The organism is Paenarthrobacter sp. NPDC089714 (assembly GCF_044748905.1).
Taxonomy (GTDB): Bacteria; Actinomycetota; Actinomycetes; order Actinomycetales; family Micrococcaceae; genus Arthrobacter.
In genome coordinates, this window is sequence record NZ_JBIVGX010000010.1 from 16,314 (window position 1) to 39,584 (window position 23,271).

Below are 23,271 nucleotides of genomic sequence, written 5' to 3' on the forward strand. Positions count from 1 at the left end.
TTATAGGCCCCTGCGTGGCCAGAGTCACGCAGGACGCGTGTCGGCCCGGTGCGCGTATGTTGCGAAGTCTGGAAGGTCTTTTTGGCGGCTTGCAGCACCGCTTGCACGTGGTTTCACCCATGCCTCTTGTTTAGCCCATGGCTACGACAAAGTGCGGAAGGCTCACTTCCGAGGCTTACGCCGCACACATCACGCCGATGTATATCCTCGCGCGCAAACCCCGCAGATTCATCGGGAGGGGCCGCTTACCGGCGAAGGGTACTAGTCAACCCGCCTTGGCGATCAAAGACCCCCACCCCGTCGGGCTGGGTGCCACACTCAGTCCAACGGTGGTCGGTGCAACTAGCCGGCGAAGCGGTCGAGCAGGCGGCGCAGAAGCCCGCTCAGGGGCGTGCTGTATATCCTGATCGCCCATATGCCGATGGCTGCCCAGACCAGCAGTATGGCCGTGCAGACGGCAAGGTCGAGCGTCGGCATCGCTCCGTAAATGGCGTTGAAGCTGTCCGGCTTGGCCGAGACTACCCTCCGCAGATACTCGGACAGTAAAGCGATACCCACGGCGGTGACCAACTCTTCACCCTTGATTTTTCCTTGTTCATGCTGCTTTCCTTTGACCGGGCCGGGGTGGCCGGGTCAAAGAGCATCACGCGTAGATTCTTGAATCCCCCCGCACTCCATGCCTTCTATCGGTCGTTGGTAGTTGCTGTCCGCGCAGCATCTCTCGCCTTCCGGGCGTCCCTTTCGGCTAAGATTTCGTTCCAGATTTTTGTGAATTCCTTTGTGCCGATCTGAGGTAGGTCATCACCGAATTCTGAGTAGTCACGCTGCATCCGCCGTGCTTCAGCTTCATCGGCCACCCGAAGCTTGGTCTTAATGGACATGAGCCGTCGAAAGGCGTAATTGCACTCGCTGGCACGCTGGTCCCAACCCCAAATCGTGGAGGCAAGCGATGCCACCACCAGTATCAGGCTTAGGATCGTGGAAATTCGCAGGAGCCACTGAACTTCAACCGAAGGTTCCGTGATCCATATCGTCATCAAGTTCATCCCGGCACTGATGGCGGAAAAGCTGAGGGTGATGAGCAGAACGGTGCGGCTCCAGAATCTTGCCTTGAGATGCAGCCTGGCGTAGACGTCAACCATCATTGTGATTTTGGTCTGGAAGGCGCTTAAGGATTCTAGATTCAGGGCTGTGGCCCCTGTACTGCTCGATGCGGACCCTTGTGGTCCTTCGCGGTCTACTACTTCTTTGTATGCCCCCACGATTAGTGCCTTTCCTGACCTGCGATTCCAGCTACTTGCCGAGGCAAAAGCCTACGCGATTGTGCCGCGGCCGGGCCTTATGTACCCTGGCCGCGCTCCGATGGCGCTGGAAGAATCACTGCCAGTCAGCCCAACTGAACCCGCTCCCATTCTTTCCACGCTCCGAGCAAAGGGGTATGTGGGGGGGGCTGACGCTATTAACTGCGAGTCAATGGGTCAGGTTGATTTCCTCGAACGCGTTAGGCCTCTTGACGGCGAGGTCAAACCTGCCCTACCGCGGGAGGACAATCAGGATCTTGGTGAACAGTTCTTCGGACCGGTTCACGGCCAGCGTGGCGCCTTCCGGACGATAATTTTGGGCAAAGCGAAAGGCCCCGGTTCCCTTCAAACAAAGGGAACCGGGGCCTTTCCATGTGGCGGTGACGGTGGGATTTGAACCCACGTTGGCTTTTACACCAAACAACATTTCGAGTGTTGCACCTTCGGCCGCTCGGACACGTCACCAACTGAAATAGGGTACCGGAGGTGGGCGCTGTTCCCCAAAACGGGGCCGCAAGAGTGCCGCAGGACACAGGCCAACTTCCGTCCGGGGCACCCCGGCGATAGATTCATAAGTATCATGACTATCTCCGAAGAGCGCACAGCCCCAAACGAGGCCACAGCCTACTGGGTCACCAGGTCCGGACACGGTGAGCTGCGCCCTGAAGCGCTGCCCACGCCGCAGCAGGACGAGGCGTTGGTCAGGACGCTGTACTCGGGAGTCAGCCGCGGTACGGAGCGTGTGGTCCACGAAGGTCGTGTCCCGCCGAGGGTTGCCGAGCGGATGCACGCCCCGCACCAAGAGGGCGATTTCCCGGGGCCGGTGAAGTACGGCTATTTGAACGTCGGCGTCGTGGAAGCGGGGCCCCAGGAGTGGTTGGGCAAGACCGTCTTCAGCCTCCACCCCCACCAGGATTACTACGTTGTCCCCACCAGCCAACTCACCGCCGTGCCCACGGAGGTGCCCGCACGGAGGGCTGTCCTGACCGGCATCGTCGAGGTGGCCGTCAACGCACTGTGGGAAGCCGGGCCGCGGCTGGGTGACCGGGTCGCCGTCGTCGGTGGTGGCCTGGTGGGCGGCGCCTTGGCGACGCTCCTGCGGAAGTACCCGCTGGGTCGACTGCAGTTGGTGGACGCCGACCCGGCCAAGCAAGAGCTCGCTCAGACACTTGGTATCGACTTCGCAGAACCGCACGAAGCCAAGAACGACTGCGACATCGTCTTCCACTGCTCCGCTACCGACGCCGGTCTCAAGCTCAGCCTCCAGCTTGCCGGGGACGATTCCGACGTCATCGAGCTCTCCTGGTTCGCGGACAAGGAAGTCACCCTGCCGCTCGGCGAGGATTTCCATGCCCGCCGGCTCACCATCCGTTCCAGCCAAGTGGGCGAGGTGGCCATGCCTCGCCGCCACAGGCGCACCACCGCACAGCGACTGGAAACTGCGGTGGCAGCGCTGGAAGATCCACTGTTCGACACGTTCCTGACGAGTGAGTGCGTGTTCCGGAACCTGCCCGGCACGCTTGCAGATTTGTTGGAAAAGCCGGGTGGTTTTTGCCACGTGGTCGCCTATCCGAAGCCGGAGGAGTAAGACATGTTCAGCCTGACCGTCCGACGCCATTTCATGATCGCCCACAGCCTTCCCCGGGAAGCGTTCGGGCCCGCGCAGGGCCTGCACGGGGCAACGTTCGTTGCCGAAGTCTCGTTCCGGCGCTCCAAGCTCAATGACGACGCCATTGTCTTGGACATCGGCGCTGCCGGGAGCATCCTCGATGATGTCCTGGCGGACCTGAACTACAAGAACCTGGACGAACACCCCGCTTTCAAGGGCAAACTGTCCACCACGGAGGCCCTTGCCCAACACATCGCCGGGGCCGTGGCAGCCCGGATCACCGAAACCGCCGACGGCCGGGCGCTTGCCGGGATCGACGTAGTCCTCCGCGAGAACCCGGACGCGTGGGCGGGCTTCTCGCTGGAGCTCCCGGGCGACTGATGTGGACATCCGGCTCATCGTTCCCGGGAACGTACGCCACGGCTCGGGCGGCAACAAGTACAACGCCAAGCTCGCCGAGCACTTGGAGGCCCTGGGCGCCGCCGTCGAGACGGTGACGGTCGACGGCGGTTGGCCAGTGGGCAGCCCGGCGGACAGGCAGCGTTTCGCGGACGCGCTCGACGGCGGCACAACAGTCATTGCCGACGGCCTGGTAGCGAGCGGAGCGCCGGATGAGGTGGCCGCCGCTGTCGGTAACGGCACGAGGGTGTGGATCCTGTCCCATATGGCCCTCGCGGAGCATCCGACTCTTGAGGGGAAGGCGTTGGCCGCGGCTACCGGCGTGATCTGCCCCAGCAACCATGCTGCAGGAGAGCTGCGGGCCAGGCACGGCCGCTCTGGGACAGTTGTAGCGCGGCCCGGGACCGAGGCTGCCGGGGAAGCAAACGGGTCAGAGCCCCCGCATCTTGTTGCTGTCGCCGCCCTGTTACCCAACAAACAGCAGACCCTGATCGTGGAAGCGCTGGCCAGCCTCCAGGACCTGTCATGGACGGCCGCGCTGATCGGTTCGCACGACGCGGACCCGGCGTATGCCGCCGAGGTGGCCGCCGCCGTCGAACGTCACGGGCTCGAAGGCCGTCTTGCGGTCACCGGTGAGCTCAGTGGGACACCCCTTGAACGCCAATGGCTCGCTGCCGATTTGAGCCTCCTCGCCTCCACGTCCGAGTCGTTCGGGATGGTGGTGGTCGAGTCCCTGGCACACGGCGTGCCTGCGTTGGTGAAAGAGGGGACCGGGGCGGTGGAAGCACTGGGCAGCAGCGGCGCCGGGCAAGCCGTAAAGATCGCCGGCCCAGAAGACCTCGCCAAGGCCATCCGTGCCTGGCTCACTGACGAGTCGCTGAGGACCGAGTGGCGCCAGGCCGCCATGATGTCCCGCCACACGCTCCCCGGCTGGGATGCCACGGCCCGAACAGTCCTGGATGCCCTCACCGCGGGCGCCTGAACAACAAGAATTCGTGGTGCACAATGGGGCCATGACACCCACTGTGCCCGCCGCAGCCACCCTCATCCCTGAACGGCTCCGCGCCTGGGCCTGGCACGCACAGGGCCTCGACGGATCCCTGCGAGGAAAGACCTCCGAGGAAGTCCTGGACCAGGCGGGCTGGGCCCGTTCGGTGGGCGGCGCCAATCCCTATCTGGGCCTGTTCGCCCGTGCCGGCATCACCAGGGAACAAGCTGATCGGGACGTTGCGGCCCTCAGGATCCACGAACTGCCCGTAGCCCGCGGCTGCACCTACGTCCTGGGCCAAAACGACTATGGCTGGGGCCTCCAAGTGGGTCGGGATGCTGCGTTGGCCTCGTTCAAGGTTCTTGCGCGACTCGGTGTTGAGCGTGGCGAAATCGCCCTCCTGGAAGACGAAGTGGAGCACGTCCTCAGGGAATCCAGCGCCCCCATGGATCCCAAGCAGCTCAAGGACGAACTCGGCGATTCAGTCCGCAGCCTCGGCGAGGAAGGCAAGAAGAAGGGAGCCTCCACCACCCTGCCCACGGCCCTGGGTCTCCTCCAGGCCGACGGCCGTATCCGCCGCGTTCCCATCAACGGCCGCCTTGACCAGCAGCGCTACGCCTACACTGCCTGGAGTCTGCCGCCCAGCGGAATGGACGACGACGGCGCCCGCCGCCTGCTGCTCGAGCGGTACTTGCGCTGGACTGGCGGAGCGACGCTGAAGCAGAGCCAGTGGTTTACGGCCTTCACGGTGGCGCAAACCAAGGCTGCTTTGGCCGCCGTCGGCGCTGTGGAGGTGACCACGGCGGCCGGGGACGTACTGTGGATGCTGCCCGCCGACGTCGAACGTTTGGTTGCTTTCGAGGAGCCACGCGAAGAGCAGATCCACCTGCTCGCAGGCACCGACTCACTGGTCCTCCACAGGCGCAACTCGGCAGACCTGTACGCCGACCAGGACAAAGGCAAGAAAGTGCTGGACACCACCCTGGCCCTCCAGGCCGACCTGCCGGACCATCCCATCCTGGACAGGGGGAGGATCATCGGGCTCTGGCAGTATGACCCGGGCAAGGAACGCATTGCGGCATGGACGTTCGAGCCGCCCACGCCTGCGGTGAGCCAGCGGATCGCCGAAGTGGAAGCGTGGATCCGGGACGAACTGGGTGATTTCAGGTCCTTCAGCCTGGATTCGCCGGCTTCGCGCCAGGTCCGGATCGACGCGTTGGACGCTGCTGCCGGACGCTGAAGCCTGCGGGTCGCAACGTCAGCCTGAGCCGTAGGGACGGGTGATCGCCTCCAAAAGGTGCCCATCCGGATCGCGGAAGTAGATGCCGCGGCCGCCGTCGTTGTGGTTGATCTGGTGCGCGCGCGTCCGGGAAGGGTCCGCCCAATAGTCAACGTGCTCGGCCGTGATCCGCAGGAAGATCTGGTCAAATTCCTTCTCAGAGACCAAGAAGGCGTAGTGCTGGGGCGAAACCTTGCCCTCAGCGCCAAGGAAGTCCAAGGTCACGCCGTTCTCCAGGGCAACCGTGACGAAGGACCACATGGTCTGCGGCTTGGGCAGTCCAAAGATGCGGGCCAGGAATTCCGCGGACCGGTGCTTGTCCGTGGCGTAGACGATGGTGTGGTTGAAGGTCACGGTCATGGCTTGCTCCCTTAGGATGCGGCAAACAACTCAGGCGGGGGAGCGGTGCTCCACTGCCGGTACGCGGTGCGCCGCGAAGAAGTCCTTCAACAGCACAGCGCATTCGTCCTCCCGCACGCCCGCGTAGACCTCAACCCAGTGGTTGAGGCGGCGCTCGCGGAGGATATCGAACACGGAGCCCACGGCCCCGGCTTTCTCGTCCCACGCTCCAAACACGACGCGCGGGATCCGGGCCAGGACGATCGCCCCGGCACACATGGCACACGGTTCAAGGGTGACAACCAGCGTGCAGTCTTCCAGGCGCCACCCGTCGCCGCCCTCACCCAGCTCGAGCGCGTGCCGTTGCAGGGCCGCAGCCGCCTGGCGGATGGCGACGATCTCCGCGTGCGCGGTCGGGTCGCCGTGCGCCTCCCGTTCGTTGCGGCCGGAACCCAGCACGCCGCCGTCGGGCCCTAAAACGACCGCACCAATCGGTACGTCGTCCGTTTCCAGCGCCAGCCGTGCCTCATCCAGGGCAAGGCCCATCCAGGCAGTGTGTTCTGCGTGATACGGCTCGGTAGCGCTCATGTCTCAATGATAGTTTTGGGGGATGCGCACACTCGTCGTGGACCACCCGCTGGTCGCTCACAAGCTCACCGTACTGCGGGATAAGAACACCCCTTCACCGGTCTTCCGGCAACTTACCGAAGAACTCGTCACCCTGCTGGCCTACGAGGCCACCCGCGAGGTCAAGACCCAGCCCGTCGAAATCGAGACGCCGGTCACCAAGACCATCGGCACGGCCTTCACCAAGCCCACCCCGCTGGTGGTTCCTATCCTCCGCGCCGGGCTCGGCATGCTCGAGGGCATGACCAAGCTGGTCCCCACAGCCGAGGTCGGTTTCCTGGGCATGGCCCGTGACGAGGAAACCCTGGACATCATCACCTACGCCGAGCGCCTGCCGGAGGATCTTACAGGCCGTCAGGTCTTCGTCCTGGACCCCATGCTTGCCACCGGCGGCACCCTGCGCGAGGCCATCAAGTTCCTCTTCAAGCGCGGAGCCTCGGACGTCACGTGCATCTGCCTGCTGGCTGCTCCCGAGGGCCTGTCCAAGCTGGAAGAGGAACTCGCGGACAAGAACGTGAAGATCGTCCTGGCCTCGATCGACGAGAAGCTCAACGAGAAGTCGTACATTGTCCCGGGCCTGGGCGACGCGGGCGACCGCTTGTACGGCATCGCGGGCTAACCGCGCCACCCCTACCGCTTTCCACCGTGCCCCGTTAGCCTGTGGCGCATGGACTGGAAACTTGAACTGGTGTTTGTCCCTGTGTCCGACGTGGATCGAGCGAAGGATTTCTACGTCAACAAGGTCGGTTTCAACGCCGACTTCGATGAGCGTCCAATGGACGGCATCCGCTTTGTCCAACTCACTCCGCCCGGCTCGGCCTGCTCCATCGCCATCGGGGAGGGCCTGTCCGATGCCCCTCCGGGGACCGCGCCCTCCCTCCAAATCGTGGTCAGCGACATCAATAAGGCACACGAACACCTCAAGTCCAACGGCGTCGACGTCAGCGATATCGACATCCAGGACTGGGGCCACTTTGTGTACTTCGCCGACCCTGACGGCAATAAATGGGCGATTCAGTACATCCCGCACCGTCAGGACGGCTAGTCACTGTCCCAACGGACAGGTCACCAGACACGCCCTGTGCGGCAGGATGGAAACATGACCCTTCCTGCCGCACAGTCCCTGCCTACCCAGCCCCAGGCGCTCACGGTCCGCGCCGTCCTCTTCGACATGGACGGCACCTTGGTGGATTCCACGGCAATCGTCGAGCAAGTGTGGCTTGAGTTCGCTGAACGCTATGGCCTGGACTACGACGAGATCCTGCGGACCTCCCACGGCGTCCAAGCCGGTGACACGGTCCGCCGGTACGCCCCGGCGGGCGCCGACGTCGTTGCCCTCACTGCCGAGCTGGGCGAGATGGAACGCAACCGTACCGACGGCATCATCGCGCTGCCCGGCGCCGAAGCGCTGCTCCAAGCACTCCCGGACGACGCCATCGCCCTGGTCACCTCCGCGGACCGCATCCTCGCGGACATCCGCATGCAGGCTGCCGGACTCACCATGCCAACGACGGCGGTCACCGCCGAAGAAGTGACGCGCGGCAAACCGCACCCGGAGGGATACCTCAAAGCCGCCGCGCTGCTGGGTGCGGAACCGGCCGACGTCGTGGTGTTCGAAGACGCGCCGGCAGGCATTGCTGCCGCCCGCGCAGCCGGGATGCGCACCGTCGTGGTGGGCGACGCCGGCGGTGAGCTGGAACCGGGCATGTGGCGTATTCCGCACTACTCCGCGGTGACGGTCGAAGCCGTGAGAGATGACGACGGCGGCCACCTCATCACCCTCACGCTCTAGCCCTGTTCGCTGGGGCAGCGCCGGAGTAGGCTGTGCCCATGTCTGCGCTGTCGGAGGCATACGGTGCTGCCTTGGAGCGTGCCATGGTGCACGCTACCGATTGGCTCGCCTCAGTGCCCACACGTCCAGTCCGTCCCCAGTACGACGCCGACCAGGTCGCCTCGAGCCTCCTGCCGCGTCTTCCCGATGAGGCCACCGAAGCGGCCGACGTTGTGGATGAGCTTGCGTCGTTGGCCGAACCCGGATTGATGGCCATCCAGTCCGGACGATTCTTTGGCTGGGTCATGGGGGGAACCCTGCCCGCAGCCATGGCGGCGGACTGGTTGGTGTCCGCCTGGGACCAGAACACGGGACTTCGTTTCGCGACTCCGGCCGCGGCCGCGATCGAGGAGTCGGCCGCGGCCTGGTTGCTGGACCTGCTGCACCTGCCCGCAACAGCCGACGTCGGCTTCACCACGGGAGCCACGACAGCCAACTTTGTGGGGCTCGCAGCGGGACGCCAGTACCTCATGGACCAGGCCGGTTGGGACCTGGAGGGCCTGGGGCTGTCCGGTGCTCCCCGGATAACGGTGTTCGCCGGAAGGGAACGCCACGCGGCTGTTGACCTGGCCCTGCGCTACCTCGGTCTGGGGGCGTGCGTGCCAGTGGACGCTGACGCGGAGGGCCGGATCCTCCCGGATGCGTTGGCCGAGGCCATGGAACAGCAGCCGGGGCCCTCATTGGTGGCGCTGCAGGCAGGAAACCTGCATTCGGGGGCGTTCGACCCCATGAAGGAGGCCATCGCGGTGGCACATGACCGCGGTGCCTGGGTCCACGTTGATGGAGCCTTCGGGCTGTGGGCTGCCGTGAGTCCCGTGCTGCGGCAGCGGTTGGCCGGCGTTGAGCTCGCTGATTCCTGGGCCACGGACGCGCACAAGACCCTCAACGTGCCCTATGACTGTGGCCTGGCGATCGTTTCCAGTCCGGAGGCCATGAGGCGGGCCTTCAGCATCCACACGAGTTACTTCATCGCTACGGACGCGGGCCCGGGAGACCCGTTTGAGAAGGTGCCCGAGTTATCCCGCCGCGCCCGGGGTATCCCGGTGTGGGCCGCACTTCGCCAACTGGGCCGCAACGGCGTGATTGCCATGGTGGAGGGGCTGGCCGCTAACGCCCGAGCGCTGGCCAAGGGGCTGGCTGCGATTCCCGGCGTCGAGGTTTTGAACGACGTCGTGTTCACGCAAGTGTCCGTCAGCTTCGGCAGTGACGACCGGACACGCCGCGTGACCCAGCGGCTCATGGCCGAGGGCGCGGTGTGGATGTCCGGATCGTCGTGGAGGGGTCGGGACATCCTCCGGATCTCGGTCAGCAATTGGTCCACGAATGCGGACGACGTCGAGACGTCCGTGGAGGCCGTCCGACGAGCCCTTGAAGCGGAACTGGAAGCGTAGGCAGAATCCGGGCACCCGTTCCCGCCTTGCGCGCCTTCGTTCGTTGGTGGCGCACCCTTTGCCGCCCGGCGCGCCCACGATTACGGTAGCGAACGGCGGCAAGTGTCGCGATGGCGTGGAGTTAGCCGCGGGCTTTCTGCAGGTACTTCACGAGTCCGGTCATCTGCTCCGCGCTCCAAGGAAGGTCTGCGCTGATCGCTTGGCTGTTCTCCTGCCACGCCGCCCTCGCTGCAGCTTTGGTGTCTTCGGCAGCGTGGAACATGGACCCGATGCTGTCCCAGTTCCGGACCCATGTTTGGACGGCCGGGTCGGACACGGGTGTCTCCGCCGCGACGAAAGCGAGGCCCTCTTGCACCAGACCGGCCCACTGTTCCTTGGCAGCCTCGATCTTCTCGGCACCCAGTTCGTTGCGCTTCCCGGCAAGTTGTTCCCGCTGCTCCGGGGTGAAGTGGTTCTCAAACACTGTGATCATCTCCAACGTGGTCATGAATTGTTCCGTGGTGGGCATGACGGGTCCGTCCATCCGGGCCAGCAGCTCGCCCAAACGATCCTCGAGCACGCGGACCTGGCGGGCGTGCTGCTGAACGTGGTCCAACTGCTGTTTCAGGAGCCCGCGAAGGGAAGCCACGTCATGCGTGCTGCCCAAGGCGTCGGCGATCGAAGCCAAAGGGAGCCCCAGCATCTGCAGTGCCTTGATCCGATAGAGCCGCTGGACATCGTCCTCGCCATAGCGCCGATGCCCAGCCGATGTCCGCTCATTCGCGGTCAGCAGCCCGATCTGGTCGTAGTGGTGGAGTGTTCGAACGCTGACGCCGCACGCTGCGGCCAGTTCACCGATGCTCCACGGACCGTTGCCCTTTGTTCCCGTCATGGGAACCACGCTAAATCCTCACGTAACGTCAGGTGCAAGCTCGTTGGTGGCGCGCCCGTTTCCGCCGTGCGCTCCAGTTGTTCGTTGGTGGCGCGCCCGTTTCCGCCCAGCGCACCCCGGATTACGGGTGCGTGCGGCGGTAAAGGTAGCGCCCGGCCTGGAGTGGTACGACTATCCCGGCAATTCGTACACCGTGGTCCCTCCGATGGTGGTGGCCTGGTAGTTCGCGGCTACCCACGCTGCGATCTCACTGGAAGCATCCGAGCCCCCGTTGCCCTGCATGAGCCGTCCGCCAATGAAGTAGTGGATCTTGCCGTCCGCCACCATCTGTTGGAACTGCGCCAGCGTCGGCGAAGGATCGGTCCCGTTGAACCCGCCCACCGCCATCACCGGCAGCCCCGTGGCCAGTTGGTACCCGGCGGCGTTGTTGGAGCCCACGACGGCGGCCGCCCAGGTGTAGTCGCTGGCGTCGGCTTTCAGGGCGCTCACCAACTCGGACGATGGCGTGGTGGCGCTAAGCAGCCCACCCATGCCGCCCCCCTGCCCGCCACCACCAGCAAAGCCCTGGCCACCGGCACCTTGCTGTGCTGAACCCGCCCCTGTGCCCTGTTGCGTGCTGGGCCTGCGAAGGCCTTGGGGCGCTGTGTTGCGGCCAAGGCCCGCACCAAACCCTGCGGTGCCGGCTGGACCCGCGCTCACGATTGCCCCTGTATGGGGAACCGCGGCCGTCGCCACCGAGTAGGCCAGCGGTCCGGCGAGCGACACGGCCACGGCGAGTCCCGCCGTCGTGCGCGTCAACCACGCCGGAGTCCAGCGGCCGCTGAGTGCCACAGCGGCAGCCAGCAGCACGGCCCCCACCAGGACAAGCCAGCGCAGCCACGGGAGGAACGTCGGGGTGCGGCCAAGAAGGCTGAACGCCGTGGCGCCGGCGGCAAACACCGCAGCGCCAAGCAAAAGAGCCACGGGAAGCTGGGAGCGGCGCTGCCACAACAACACGCCACCCAGGCCCACCAACCCCGCAATTCCGGGAGCCAGCGCCACCGAGTAGTAGGGGTGGATGATGCCCTGCATGTAGCTGAACACCAGTCCGGTCACCAGGAGCCAGGAACCCCACACGATGACCGAAGCGCGGACGGAATCGGTCCGCGGAGCACGCCGTCCGAGCCAGAGCAACGCGCCACCGAGGATCAAGGCTGAGGGAATCAACCATGCGATCTGGCTGCCGAACTCCGTGCCGAACATGCGGAACAAACCAGGCGTGCCCCAACCATTTCCGCCGCCGCCCACACTGCCGGTCTCGTCACCGTTCAGGCGGCCCAGGCCGTTGTAGCCAAAGGTCAGCTCAAGGATCGAGTTGTTCTGGGAACCGCCGATGTAGGGTCGCAGGTTTTCGGGGACAAGCTCGACGGCGGCAATCCACCAACCAGCGGACGCCACCATGGCCCCTCCCGCGGCCAGGAGATGGAGCAGGCGTCGGACGGGCCTGGGCCGGGCGGAGACGAGGTAGGCGAGCGCGAAACCAGGAACCACCAGGAGGACTTGGAGTTGCTTGGCCAGGAACCCGAAACCGAGGAACACGCCGACAATGACCAGCCACCGCAGCTTGTTCTCCTGGATGGACCGGACCACGGCGTAGCCTCCGGCGGTCATGAGCAGCACCAACAAGGCGTCCGGGTTGTTGAATCGGAACATGAGCGTGGCCACGGGAGTGAGAGCCATGACGGCCGCGGCGAGCAGGCCCGAGTAGTGGGCTTCGCGAAGCTTGCCGGTGGCAGGTAGGGCTGCCCGGCGGACGGCGAGGTAAAGGATCCAGGCCGTGGCCACGCCCATCAGGGCCTGGGGAACCAGGATGCTCCACGAACTGAGTCCAAACAAACGAACGGACAGGCCGGTGATCCAGAGGGCTGCTGGCGGTTTATCCACCGTGATGGAGTTGGCGGCGTCCGAGGAACCAAAGAACCACGCGGCCCAGTCCTGGGAACCTGCCTGGGCCGCGGCGGAGTAGAACGCGTTGGCCCAGCCAGAGGCACCCAGCCCCCAGAGGTAGAGGATTGCGGTTCCCAGGAGGACGGCACCCAGCTCGAGACGGTTCCGAGGGACTCCCGTGGTCCTGGCGGCAGAGCCCTTGGCCCGGCGTGTTCCTCGCCTGCGGAATACCGAGCGACGGGTTGCGCTCGCCGGCGGGTTCTGCTGGAGGGCGTCCGTGCGTGGCTTGAAGTACGTTGTCACGGTCAGTTCACCAGCTTGTAGATCGTGGCGCTGCCCACGGTTTGTGCTTCATAGTTCGCTGCTACCCATGCGGCCACTTCGGAGTTGCCACCCCGGCCGCCACCACCCATGCCGCCGCCGGAGATGAAGTAGCTGATCTGGCCCTTGTCCACCATGTCCTGGAACTGGGCCAGGGTGGGATAGGGGTCGCCGCCGTTCCAGCCACCCAGGGCGATGACGCTGGTGTTCGTGGCGAGTTCCAGATCTGCGGCCTGGGTTGCTCCGGAGACGATCGCGGACCACTTGGTGGTGGTGGTTTTCAGGAGTGCAGTCAGTTCGGCGTTGGCTGTGCCGCCCCCGGCTCCGCCTGTGCCTCCGAAGCCCCCGGCTCCAGGGAAGCCGCCTGCGGCCGCATCCTGTGCACCGTTCGTTGCGTCGGGAACTGTTCCGTCGGGAAGCGTTGTGCCCGAGGGAGCTTCGCCAAGACCGGTAGCTCCGCCCAGCCCGTTTTGGGCGTTGCCGAAGTCACGGTTGCGGCCGTCTGCTCCGGTCCGCGCGCCGAAGCCGCCGCTGGCCGCACCGGCGGGTCCCGACGTCGGGATGGAGCCGGAGTGCGGGGTCGCCGCCGTGGCAACGGTCCAGGCACCGGTACCCAAACCACCGGCAAGCAGGGACACCACCACGACGGCGGCCGCGGGCAGGCGTCGGAGCGTGCCCTTGAGTGCCGAGGCGCCGAGGCGGTCCACCCGGAGCAGCAGGGCGACCGCCGCGACGACGCCGAGGACCACGACGACGATCCGGAGCCATGGCAGCCACGTGGCATCCCGTCCCAGCAGCACGGCCGACCAGAGGGAGCTGCCCAGCACCACGACGGCAAGGATGATCCGCGCTGCCCAAGAGTCGCGGCCACGCCACAGCTCAACGCAGCCAATGCCGATCAACGCCGCGATGGCCGGTGCCAGCGCAACGGCGTAGTAGGGGTGGACGATGCCGCTCATGTAACTGAAAATCCCAGCGGTGACGATCAGCCAACCGCCCCACATCAGCAAGGCTGCGCGGCTCCGCGAGGTGCGGATTTCGCGGCGCGTGAACCACAGCCCGGCCAACAGGAGGATGAGGGCCGCCGGGAGCAACCAGGAAACTTCGCCGCCAAAGCTGGTGCCGAACATGCGGCCCAAACCGGCCGAGCCACCGAATCCGGCATTGCCGCCCATGCCTCCACCGCCCCCGGGCATGCCGCCACCGGCGCCACCTTCGCCCGATCCAGTGATGCGGCCCAGGCCGTTGTAGCCAAACGTCAGTTCAAGGAAGCTGTTGCCCTCCGACCCCGCCATGTAGGGGCGCGCCGAGGCGGGGGTTAGTTGGAAGATCGCAATGTACGTCCCCGCAACCGCCACGATTCCCGCTGCCGCTGCAAGCAGGTGCAGGATCCTGTTGCGGAGCGTGGTGGGAGCTGCCCACAGGTACGCGAGCGCCAGTCCGGGCACAATCAGGAAGCCTTGGAGCATCTTGCTCAGGAAGGCCAACCCAACAACGGCACCCGCCGCGGCAAGCCACTTCCAGCCCGCCTTTTCGATGGCCCGCGTCGTCAGGTACGCGGCCAGCACCAGGCACAGCGTGAGCATGGCGTCCGGGTTGTTGAACCTGAACATCAGTGCCGCCACGGGGGTCAGAGCCAGCGCACCACCGGCGATGAGGCCCGCTGCGGGTCCGGCCACCCGCTTGACCGCCAGGTATAAAAGCCCGACGGCGGCCACTCCCATGAGTGCCTCCGGGACCAGCATGCTGGTGGGGGAGAAGCCGAAGATCCTGCCCACGAGCGCGGGAATCCAGAGGGAAGCCGGTGGCTTGTCCACGGTGATGGCGTTGCCGGCGTCGAGCGATCCGAAGAACAAGGCCGTCCAGTCCTTGGTGCCGGCCTGGATGGCGGCGGCGTAAAAGGAATTGCCGTAGCCCGTGGCCGCGAGGTTCCAGAGGTAGAGGAAGGCTGTCGCCACCAGGAGCCCGGCGGCGGAAGGACGGACCCAGCGAGCCTGCCGGCCGAAGGCGATGCGGTGCAAGCGCGAGTGCCGGTGGTCCGTGGGCACGGGGTTGCCGGCTTCGGTTTCGATTGCGCTGCTTGGCTGGAGGGCGGTGATCATTTCGCCGCCACCTCGTTGGTCTGGGCGGAGGCTGCCGTCTGAACTGCTTCAGCGGCCGGGACGGCGGCCGCGGCGGGTTCCGCGGGCGTCGCAGCTTGGGCCGGTTTCCGGAAGACCCACAGCCGGAACAGCAGGAACCGTGCAACCGTGGCGGTGAGGTTCGCGCCAACTACCGTCGCCACTTCAACCCAGCGGTCCGGCGTCGTGGTTCCATGCACCAGCGCGAGCGCGGTGGAAGTGAGTGCCAGCCCGATGCCGAAGACTATCAACCCTTCAAAGTGGTGCCGCGCGTGGTTGCCGCCTTGGATGCCGAATGTGAACCGGCGGTTGGCGGCCGTGTTGGCCACGGCTGTGATGATGAGGGCCAGGAAGTTGGCGAGCTGCGGATCCATGAAGCCTCGGCAGAACAGGAAGATCAGCAGGTAGGCCACTGTTGAGGCCGCGCCGATGAAGCCGAAGCGGACCAGCTGCCCGAAGAGGCTGGTGCGTGGGGTCGATTCGGAGGTCCGCGACGACGCCGGGAGCGGACCGCGGGCCAAGGCTGCGCGCAGTTCGGGGACAGGGATGCGGCCCGTGACCAGGTCGCGCGTCAAGCGCGCCATGCCGCGGAGGTCGGCCAAAGCGGTCCGTACGACGTCGACACTCGAGTTGGGATCGTCGGTCCAGTCCACGGGGACTTCGTGGACGCGGAGGCCGCAGCGCTCGGCGAGGACCAGAAGTTCCGTGTCGAAGAACCAGGCGTTGTCCAGCGTGTGGGGGAGGATCCGGTGGGCGACGTCGGCACGGATGGCCTTGAAGCCGCATTGCGCGTCGGAGAACCGTGCACCCATGAGGGTGTGGAGGAGGACGTTGTAGCTGCGGGAAACGAATTCGCGCTTGGGTCCGCGCACTACCCGCGAGTTGCGGGATAGCCGTGTCCCGATGGCCAGGTCCGAATGCCCGGAGATCAGGGGAGCCAGCAGCGGTGCAAGGGCAGCGAGGTCGGTGGAGAGATCGACGTCCATGTAGGCCAGCACGGGGGAAGGCGACGCGAGCCAGACCTGGCGGAGGGCGTTGCCTCGGCCCTTTTCCTCGAACCGCATCACCGCGATCTCGGGAAGTTCGCGGGCCAGCCGCTCCGCAATTTTAAGGGTGTTGTCCGTGCTCGCGTTGTCCGCCACCGTGATGCGGAACGTGTGCGGAAAGGTGTCCACGAGGTGGCCGTGCAGCCGGCGCAGGCATTCCTCAAGGTCCGTTTCCTCGTTGTGGACGGGGATGGTGACGTCCAGGACGGGGACTGCGGTCCGGGTGTCCACGGGAGAGCGCCGCGGCTGCCGAACGGGCAAGGCAGGAGCGGCGAAGTGCCCCGCATGGGCGGGGTTCGGCAGCGCACTGGTGGCGGGATCTATGAGCGTCATGCATCCAGAGTGGGGCTGCCGATTGTGAGGGCTTTAGGCGGAAGCTGTGACGGGACTGTGTAACTGTGGCGGGGTCTGGACATGCGAAAGCCGCCCCCGTTCCCGCCGTTCGCACCAGTTGGGGTTGGTGCGGATGGCGGGGCCGGGAGCGGCTGTTCGGAACCCTTTTGGCTTAGTACCAGTTGTTGGCCAAGTGGAAGGCGAGGGCTGCCGACGGCGAACCGTAGCGCTCCTTGATGTAGTTCAGGCCCCACTTGATCTGGGTCTGGTAGTTGGTCTGCCAGTCGGCGCCAGCAGTAGCCATCTTGGAAGCCGGGAGCGACTGGACAATGCCGTACGCGCCGCTGGAAGCGTTCGTTGCGGTGGTCTTCCAGTTGGATTCCTTTTCCCACAGCGTGTTCAGGGCGGTCATTTCCCCTGGACCCCAGCCGTAGTTGGCCAGGATGCTGGCGGCGTAGGCCTTGGCGGCTGCGGGATCGTCGATTGCCTTGGGGGCAGCGGCGGCGGCTGCAGCTGCTGCTGCCGCCTTGTCAGCGGCGGCCTTTGCTGCGGCGTCGGCGGCGGCCTTCTCGGCGGCGGCCTGTGCAGCGGCAGCCTGATCGGCTGCGGCCTTCTCTGCGGCAGCCTTGTCTGCAGCTGCCTTGTCGGCGGCGGCCTTCTCGGCTGCAGCCTTTGCGGCCGCTGCCTGGTCCGCTGCGGCCTTGGCCGAAGCTGCACGATCCGCAGCAGCCTTTTCCGCAGCTGCGTCTGAGGCAGCGTTGGCCTTCGGGTCAGACTGTACGGCGGCCTGGGTCTGCGCTGCCTGGCTCAGTTCCGGCAGGTTGAACGCGGCGTTGGCGGCCTGTCCCAGCGAAGCGACGCCGAGTGCGGCGGCAACGACACCTGCTACGACCGACATGCGGTGGCCGGCCTTGCCCTGGCGTGCGGCGTTCTTCAGAACGGCCTGCGACTTGGTCAGGGGAGCATCGTTTTCGTCGCGGTGACGCGCGGAATGGCGCGTCTGATCCTTGAATTCAGACATGTGTGATTACCTCTCAGCGCCTGCGGAGTTAGCTGTCGGGTTCGGATGAGGTCATCCGGCCGCGCGCGTAGCTGCGGCTTCACCCCAAGGGCCGGCGCAATGCCTGGCCCGGAGACTCTGGGTCCCCCGTCTCTGCCTCGATGAGAACGGAACTCCGGGAAGTGGCAGAGCTCGGCGCATCCCGGGTGTGGGCCTCTTGGGGCGACCCACCCTTTCGACGGTACAGGAGGATTTTGCTTAAGTCACATTTAGGTAACAGAGATCACGACGCCGGTGCGTCGCCTTGCCGGTTTCGTTACACCTGTTCGCTTGTCACTGAGGGGAGGCGCAAGGCGAACTCCGTGCGCCCCGGTTTTGAGGTGACTTCGACGCTGCCACCGTGTGCTCCGACGATCGATTCGACAATCGACAGGCCCAGGCCCGACGTGCCCTCCGATCCCGAACGTGCCGCGTCAGCCCGGGCAAAGCGGGAGAAGATGCGGCCTTGGAAATCCGCGGGAATACCGGGCCCGTTGTCTGTCACGGTGACCACTGCACTCCCGTCCGCGCTCAGCATGACGCCGGTGACCACAGTGGTGCCCGGATCGGTGTGCTTGCGGGCGTTGGACAGCAGGTTGGCCAGCACCTGATGAAGTTGCGTGCCGTCTCCGCGGACCGTAATGGGCTCATCCGGAAGCTTGAGCTGCCACACGTGGTCCGGGGCCATGACTTTCTCGTCAGTCACGGTTTCAATGACCAACTGTGTCAGGTCCACGTCCGTGACCTTCAAAGGCTGCCCTTCATCCAATCGGGCCAGGAGCAGCAAATCCTCCACCAGGGTGCTCATCCGCTCCGATTGGCTCTGGACGCGCGCCAGCGACTTGCGGCCATCCTCGGTGAAATTCTCAGTCATCCGCAGCATCTCGGTGTAACCCCGGATGGCTGTAAGGGGCGTGCGGAGCTCGTGCGAGGCGTCGGCAACGAATTGCCGGACTTTGGTTTCACTTTCCTGCCTGGCTTCGAGGGCGCTGGCCACGTTGTTCAGCATTTGGTTGAGGGCGTAGCCCACGCTGCCTACCTCTGTTCCGGGGTGGGAAGCCGACGGGGGTACGCGCACCGCGAGGGCCACCTCGCCGGCGTCGAGGGGCAGGCGGGAAACCTTGGTGGCCACTTCGGACAGTTGCTCCAGTGGCCGCATGGTCCGCCGGATAATGACGGTTCCGGCCAGCCCAATCAGTACCAAGCCACCGAGCGATACGAACACCATGGTCCAGACGAGGGACGCTTCGGTGGTCTGCTTGTCGGCGAGCGGCAAGCCCGTCACGATCACGTCACCGTAGGTCACCTTGACCGCCACCAGCCGGTAGTCGCCGTTGGAGAGCGATCGGTCCACGGGGCGGTTGTCCAAAGGGAGGTCCAGGAGGATCTGTTTGTCTTCGGCGGAGAGCGTTGCCCGGTTTCCTGAAGCGTCAATGAGCCCGGCGCTGCTGACGGTCGATCCGCTGATCCGCGCATTCAGGGTGCCGGCGCCCTGCCCGCGGGCTTCGAGCGGGTCCGGCCGGCCGTTCGGGTAGCTGGAGGGTGGCCTGCCGAAGTCGGTTGCGCGGCTGGACGCCTGCTCCAATTGCCGGTCCAGTTGCCGGTTGAACACCATGTCCATGGACGCATAGCTCACCACTCCCACCGCCCCGCAGATGGCAACGAGCAGCGCCATGGCTACGAGCACCAGGCGGGTCCGCAAATGCCAGGTGGATGGGTCCAGCCAGCTCCGCTGCGTCTTCCGGGCGACCCCTGAGAGTGTGGTCAAGGTTCAGTCCGCGGGCTTGATGACGTAGCCTGCGCCACGCACGGTGTGGATCATGGGCGGGTGGTTGGCCTCGATTTTCTTGCGCAGGTAGGAGATGTAGAGCTCCACGATGTTCGCCTGCCCGCCGAAGTCGTAGTCCCACACGCGGTCGAGGATCTGGGCCTTGCTGACCACGCGTTTGGGGTTCTCCATGAGGTAGCGCAGGAGCTCGAACTGGGTTGCCGTGAGGGCGATGTCCTCGCCGGCCCGGGTTACTTCGCGGGTGTCCACGTTCAGGGTCAGGTCGCCCACTACGAGTTCTGCGGTGTCCATGGCGGCAACACCTGAGCGCTGTACCAAACGGTGAAGGCGCAGCAGGACTTCCTCCATACTGAACGGCTTCGTCACGTAGTCGTCGCCGCCCGCGGCCAGGCCAACGATGCGGTCCTGTACTGCATCCTTCGCGGTGAGGAAGAGAGCGGGGACTTCCGGGGCGAACGCGCGGATCCGGTTCAGGACCTCAACTCCGTCGAATCCGGGAAGCATCACGTCCAGCACCAGGACGTCAGGGCGGAAGTCTTTAGCGAGCTTCACGGCCTCGGGGCCGTCTGCGGCCACGGCGACGGACCAGCCGGCCATGCGGAGGCCCATGCTCATGAGCTCGGCGAGGCTCGGCTCGTCGTCCACCACCAGGGCGCGGATGGGGGAGCCGTCCGGGTGGGAGAGCTGGGGAAGGTTGTTGGTCATGGAGTGCGGGGATGCCATGTGACAACTCTCCAATCTGCTGGTTTGCCGGCGCTTTGCCGGTCCTGTGAGGACCCTGTGAAGTCAACACTAGCGAGATGGGAGTCCTGAAACACGCGAATCCACAGGTCACAGGAGGGACTGCTCCTCAACACAGCTTCCGCACAGCCAGGCAGCAGACTCTGGGGCCTAAGAGGACCAACAACCCCATCTGGAGAACACCATGAACGAGCAGCAGCGCCCCGAAGACCCCACGTCCCCGGCCCCGCAGGGCACCACCCCGGGAAGCCAAGGCACACCCCAGGAAAATACCGGGCCGAAGCAGGAAGCCGCACAGCCCCGCCCCGGTGAAGCCAATCCCGGATCCTCGTGGGCATGGGGCGAGGCAGATTCCCAGAAGGGCCGCAGGGACCAACCCGGCGGCACACCGACCCCGGAAACACGGCAGGTCGCTACCCAGCCCGCCGGAACCCAGCCGTCGGCAGGGTGGGGAGCTCCGGCGTCGGGCCCTTCCGCAGCCAACAGCGGGTGGGGAGCTCCGCCGTCGGGCCCTACCGCAGCCAACAGCGGATGGGGAGCTCCGGCGTCGAACACCAATGGCTGGGGTGCTCCGCCCGCAAACGGCTGGGGCAGCTCCCTGTCCGGCAAGGACAAGGGAACCCTGCAGGGCCGCTGGACGCTCAAGCGGACACTGATCGTTGCCGGCGTTGCGGTGGTTGTCGCCGCAGGAACGGCTGCGGGCTTCTACTCCCTGGGCAACGCCGGCTCGGCAGATGCGGCAAACGTGCCCTTGGGCCAGGCCGGCGGAACCGGTGCGCAGCAAGGCGTCCCGGGACAGGGCCTCGGACCCGGGGGAACCAGCCAGGACGGGAGCGGAACGGGCCAGAATGGCATGGGCATGCCCGGCCAGATGGGCGGCATGTCGCCTGACGGCTTGGGCATGGCCGGTGGACTGAACGCCGCCATCCATTCCGAGTACGTGGTCCTCCGCGACAACGAATACGTGACCATGGCCGATCAGCTCGGAACGGTCAGTGAGGTTTCGTCCAATTCCTTGACGGTCAAGAGCTCCGATGGGTTCTCCAGGACGTATGTCCTCAGTTCGGATACAGCCGTAGCCCAAGGCACCAGGCAGCGGGGCAGCACCACCAGCAGCCTGACCATCGCGGACATCAAGTCGGGCGCCACAGTGCGGGTAACGGCTACCAAGGACGGCGACACCTACACTGCCTCCTCCGTCCGGCTCACCACGGCAACTACGTCCTCCGGACAGGGCTCGACGACGGGTTCGGGCACCACGTCCTGAGCTGCCAGCCGGACGGTGTGGCCCGTTTCTACCGCTTGTAGCAGATTCGGGCCACTAAAATCGAGACGGAGTCGAGTTGCGACTGGTCAGTAACTGTTTCAGATCGTGAGATTCCATGGCCGCAGGAGGTTGGAAAATCGCGAAGGCCATAATGCACTAATCGTCGAAGAAAGTTCACTGCATGTTCAATATTTCGGGCATCGGACGAACGGAATGGCGTTCATTTTAGGGGCCCGCTGAATTGTGATTTGAGGCACAATAGTGCCGGATGTCTCAGGATGTGGACGTTTTGGCACATTGTTACTTGCGTGTTGCCTTTGTTACGTTGCACACTTCCAATGTGAACAAGAACTCAACAGCACCTGCAGCCGCAGCAATCTGGTCCAGCACACCCGCTGGCGACGAGACCCGCTGTTGTCGAATGCAAGCCTAACTTTCCACCCCAAAGAAGTTTCAGGCATTCGCCCCCTTGCCCAACGTTGGGCGCCCCTCCCCAGACTCATTGCGGGGACAACCAGCATTCGAAGCCGCGATGACGGCTATTCACTTTTGAGGTAAGCACTCCATGTCAGTTGCATCCGGATACGTCCACATCTCTGTCCGTAACGCCAATAAGGCCGCTTCCAATGCCGGCCTGCGCCCCGGTTTCGGCAACCGTCCGGGCTATGCCCCCGGTTCCCAGGGCGCCCAGCAGGCACCCGGGTACGTCCCGCAGGGCTACAACCCCAACTCCTACGGCCAGTTGCGAGCAGTACCCACCAGCGAACCAGCGCCGATTACTGCGCCCACCCCCGTGGTTGCCCAGACCGAGCGCCTTCGCCCCGTTGCCAACGACAACGTGGCGCGCGGATTCGTGCTCTACATGGGTATTGACGAGGAAACCGCTGCCGCGGCCGGGACGTCCATTGCCAAGCTGGCCCAGGAAATCCGCGCCTATGCACAGTCCCTCGTGACCGGTGCCGAGAGCTACGCTGCAGTCGCTGTTGCGCCGGCCAATGCACCCGGGTCCGCACTCGACGTCGTCCGCTCCACCTTTGGTGACCCCACGGTTGCCGCCCGCCAGCGCACTGAGGCCGCCCGTCCGGCGCCGCAGCAGGAAGCCCGCCCGTCCGGCGTGCTCATCGACCTGGCCCGCCGCGAAGTCCATCTGGACGGCGAATCGCTGAACCTGACGTTCAAGGAATTCGAACTCCTCAACTACCTCGTGGAGAACGGCACCCGCACTGTGGGCCGCGACGAACTCTTGGAAGGCCTGTGGCGCAACGCCGAGGAAGTGCCCAACGAGCGCACCATCGACGTCCACATCCGCCGCCTCCGCTCCAAGCTGGGCCGCCTGGCGAATACTGTCCGCACGGTCCGTGGCCAGGGCTACCGCTTCTACGAGCACCCCGAAGTCATTGTTTGGGCTGCCCCGGAATACTCCATCTAGTACCGCGCACAAGGCGCCCGTCTCCCTTGGGGAGGCGGGCGCTTTCGTATCTGCGCCGGCTTGGCAGCTATAGGGTTGAGTCATGAGCGACCATCACATCAAGCGGCTTGTGATCATGCGGCATGCCAAGGCTGACTGGCCACTCGGCGTCCCGGACCACGAACGGCCCTTGGAAGAGCGTGGCCACCGCGAAGCCCCGCTTGCAGGCAAGTGGCTCCTGAAGCACAAGGTCGTGCCGGACTTCATTTTGTGTTCTTCGGCGCTCAGGACGCGGCAAACCTGCACGTGGGTCTGCGACGAGCTCGGGGAGAAGGCTCCGACGCCCAAACTCGAGGATGGCCTGTACGCGGCATCGGCCACAGGCATGTTGTCCGTGATCAACCACGTACCGGACACGGTCACCACGCTGATGGTCATCTCGCACATGCCAGGCGTCCAGGACCTGGCCATGCATCTGGCTTCCCGCGACTCGGACCACGACGCCTATATGGATGCTGCCACGCGTTACCCAACGAGTGCGTTGACGGTAATGGAAACAGAGAAGCCGTGGGCTGAGCTGGACGGCCAGGATGCCAGGCTGACACATTTCAAGGTGCCGCGGCACTAGCCTCTGGGCGTTCTGCCG

Annotated in this window: 22 protein-coding genes, 1 tRNA gene and 1 riboswitch; of the genes, 11 read left to right on the forward strand and 12 right to left on the reverse strand. The window is 65.3% G+C overall.

What is annotated here, in order from left to right:
- Positions 1-342: 342 nt before the first annotated feature.
- The 3 genes from ACIPY3_RS16380 to ACIPY3_RS16390 form a co-directional block, all read right to left on the reverse strand.
- Positions 343-558, reverse strand: coding sequence for a hypothetical protein (locus ACIPY3_RS16380; protein ID WP_400335789.1), 216 nt, complete (start codon positions 556-558; stop codon positions 343-345).
- A gap of 125 nt (positions 559-683) precedes the next feature.
- Positions 684-1,142: a hypothetical protein gene (locus tag ACIPY3_RS16385; protein ID WP_400335792.1), complete on the reverse strand. Its 459-nt coding sequence runs from the start codon at positions 1,140-1,142 to the stop codon at positions 684-686.
- A 534-nt stretch (positions 1,143-1,676) separates the two neighbouring features.
- Positions 1,677-1,766: transfer RNA gene (locus ACIPY3_RS16390), tRNA-Ser, on the reverse strand.
- A 115-nt stretch (positions 1,767-1,881) separates the two neighbouring features.
- Here ACIPY3_RS16390 and ACIPY3_RS16395 point away from each other — a divergent pair.
- From ACIPY3_RS16395 to ACIPY3_RS16410, 4 genes are read left to right on the forward strand one after another with little or no spacing between them, the layout of a single operon-like run.
- Complete coding sequence (locus ACIPY3_RS16395; protein ID WP_400335793.1) at positions 1,882-2,889, forward strand: zinc-binding alcohol dehydrogenase; 1,008 nt, start codon at positions 1,882-1,884, stop codon at positions 2,887-2,889.
- A 3-nt stretch (positions 2,890-2,892) separates the two neighbouring features.
- Positions 2,893-3,291, forward strand: a complete 399-nt coding sequence (locus ACIPY3_RS16400) for a 6-pyruvoyl trahydropterin synthase family protein (RefSeq protein ID WP_400335794.1) — start codon at positions 2,893-2,895, stop codon at positions 3,289-3,291.
- 1 nt (position 3,292) lies between these two features.
- Positions 3,293-4,291, forward strand: a complete 999-nt coding sequence (locus ACIPY3_RS16405) for a glycosyltransferase family 4 protein (RefSeq protein ID WP_400335796.1) — start codon at positions 3,293-3,295, stop codon at positions 4,289-4,291.
- A gap of 31 nt (positions 4,292-4,322) precedes the next feature.
- Entirely contained in the window at positions 4,323-5,537 is a 1,215-nt protein-coding gene (locus ACIPY3_RS16410; protein ID WP_400335798.1) for a DNA glycosylase AlkZ-like family protein, read from the forward strand.
- A gap of 18 nt (positions 5,538-5,555) precedes the next feature.
- On the opposite strand, the gene ACIPY3_RS16415 is transcribed toward ACIPY3_RS16410, so the two are convergent.
- Both ACIPY3_RS16415 and ACIPY3_RS16420 read right to left on the reverse strand, forming a co-directional pair.
- A complete protein-coding gene (locus tag ACIPY3_RS16415) occupies positions 5,556-5,936 on the reverse strand; it encodes a VOC family protein (protein ID WP_400335800.1) in 381 nt (126 codons plus the stop codon).
- 30 nt (positions 5,937-5,966) lie between these two features.
- The gene (locus tag ACIPY3_RS16420) at positions 5,967-6,503 is read right to left on the reverse strand and encodes a nucleoside deaminase (RefSeq protein WP_400335803.1); all 537 of its coding nucleotides are present in this window, start codon (positions 6,501-6,503) and stop codon (positions 5,967-5,969) included.
- Positions 6,504-6,525: 22 nt separating this feature from the next.
- Here ACIPY3_RS16420 and upp point away from each other — a divergent pair, with 22 nt between their 5' ends.
- From upp to ACIPY3_RS16440, 4 genes are read left to right on the forward strand one after another with little or no spacing between them, the layout of a single operon-like run.
- Positions 6,526-7,161 carry a uracil phosphoribosyltransferase gene (upp, locus tag ACIPY3_RS16425; RefSeq protein WP_400335806.1) on the forward strand — a complete coding sequence of 212 codons (636 nt, stop codon included), beginning with the start codon at positions 6,526-6,528 and terminating at the stop codon, positions 7,159-7,161.
- Between the two features lie 48 nt (positions 7,162-7,209).
- The gene (locus tag ACIPY3_RS16430) at positions 7,210-7,587 is read left to right on the forward strand and encodes a VOC family protein (RefSeq protein WP_397323818.1); all 378 of its coding nucleotides are present in this window, start codon (positions 7,210-7,212) and stop codon (positions 7,585-7,587) included.
- 54 nt (positions 7,588-7,641) lie between these two features.
- Positions 7,642-8,334 (forward strand): HAD-IA family hydrolase, encoded by a 693-nt coding sequence (locus tag ACIPY3_RS16435; protein ID WP_400335807.1) that lies wholly within the window; start codon positions 7,642-7,644, stop codon positions 8,332-8,334.
- 38 nt (positions 8,335-8,372) lie between these two features.
- Positions 8,373-9,764 carry a pyridoxal phosphate-dependent decarboxylase family protein gene (locus ACIPY3_RS16440; protein ID WP_400335809.1) on the forward strand — a complete coding sequence of 464 codons (1,392 nt, stop codon included), beginning with the start codon at positions 8,373-8,375 and terminating at the stop codon, positions 9,762-9,764.
- Between the two features lie 121 nt (positions 9,765-9,885).
- On the opposite strand, the gene ACIPY3_RS16445 is transcribed toward ACIPY3_RS16440, so the two are convergent.
- The 7 genes from ACIPY3_RS16445 to ACIPY3_RS16475 all read right to left on the reverse strand — a co-directional run bounded on the left by ACIPY3_RS16445 (position 9,886) and on the right by ACIPY3_RS16475 (position 19,932).
- Complete coding sequence (locus tag ACIPY3_RS16445; RefSeq protein WP_400335811.1) at positions 9,886-10,635, reverse strand: MerR family transcriptional regulator; 750 nt, start codon at positions 10,633-10,635, stop codon at positions 9,886-9,888.
- Between the two features lie 171 nt (positions 10,636-10,806).
- Positions 10,807-12,864 (reverse strand): ArnT family glycosyltransferase, encoded by a 2,058-nt coding sequence (locus ACIPY3_RS16450; RefSeq protein ID WP_400335814.1) that lies wholly within the window; start codon positions 12,862-12,864, stop codon positions 10,807-10,809.
- 2 nt (positions 12,865-12,866) lie between these two features.
- The gene (locus ACIPY3_RS16455; RefSeq protein WP_400335817.1) at positions 12,867-14,984 is read right to left on the reverse strand and encodes an ArnT family glycosyltransferase; all 2,118 of its coding nucleotides are present in this window, start codon (positions 14,982-14,984) and stop codon (positions 12,867-12,869) included.
- Complete coding sequence (locus ACIPY3_RS16460) at positions 14,981-16,381, reverse strand: glycosyltransferase (protein WP_400335819.1); 1,401 nt, start codon at positions 16,379-16,381, stop codon at positions 14,981-14,983. Before ACIPY3_RS16460 ends, ACIPY3_RS16455 begins: the two co-directional genes overlap by 4 nt.
- Before the next feature lie 172 nt (positions 16,382-16,553).
- Complete coding sequence (locus tag ACIPY3_RS16465; RefSeq protein WP_400335821.1) at positions 16,554-17,402, reverse strand: hypothetical protein; 849 nt, start codon at positions 17,400-17,402, stop codon at positions 16,554-16,556.
- 3 nt (positions 17,403-17,405) lie between these two features.
- Positions 17,406-17,589: riboswitch (cyclic di-AMP (ydaO/yuaA leader) on the reverse strand.
- Positions 17,590-17,697: 108 nt separating this feature from the next.
- Positions 17,698-19,188, reverse strand: coding sequence for an ATP-binding protein (locus tag ACIPY3_RS16470; RefSeq protein ID WP_400335823.1), 1,491 nt, complete (start codon positions 19,186-19,188; stop codon positions 17,698-17,700).
- Between the two features lie 3 nt (positions 19,189-19,191).
- Positions 19,192-19,932: a response regulator transcription factor gene (locus ACIPY3_RS16475; protein ID WP_397323830.1), complete on the reverse strand. Its 741-nt coding sequence runs from the start codon at positions 19,930-19,932 to the stop codon at positions 19,192-19,194.
- Positions 19,933-20,134: 202 nt separating this feature from the next.
- Here ACIPY3_RS16475 and ACIPY3_RS16480 point away from each other — a divergent pair, with 202 nt between their 5' ends.
- From ACIPY3_RS16480 to ACIPY3_RS16490, 3 genes are all read left to right on the forward strand, one after another.
- Positions 20,135-21,217: a hypothetical protein gene (locus ACIPY3_RS16480; protein WP_400335826.1), complete on the forward strand. Its 1,083-nt coding sequence runs from the start codon at positions 20,135-20,137 to the stop codon at positions 21,215-21,217.
- A gap of 565 nt (positions 21,218-21,782) precedes the next feature.
- Positions 21,783-22,646, forward strand: coding sequence for a winged helix-turn-helix domain-containing protein (locus ACIPY3_RS16485; protein WP_400335828.1), 864 nt, complete (start codon positions 21,783-21,785; stop codon positions 22,644-22,646).
- An 82-nt stretch (positions 22,647-22,728) separates the two neighbouring features.
- On the forward strand, positions 22,729-23,253 hold the full coding sequence (locus ACIPY3_RS16490) for a SixA phosphatase family protein (protein WP_400335830.1): 525 nt from the start codon (positions 22,729-22,731) through the stop codon (positions 23,251-23,253).
- Positions 23,254-23,271: the final 18 nt, after the last annotated feature.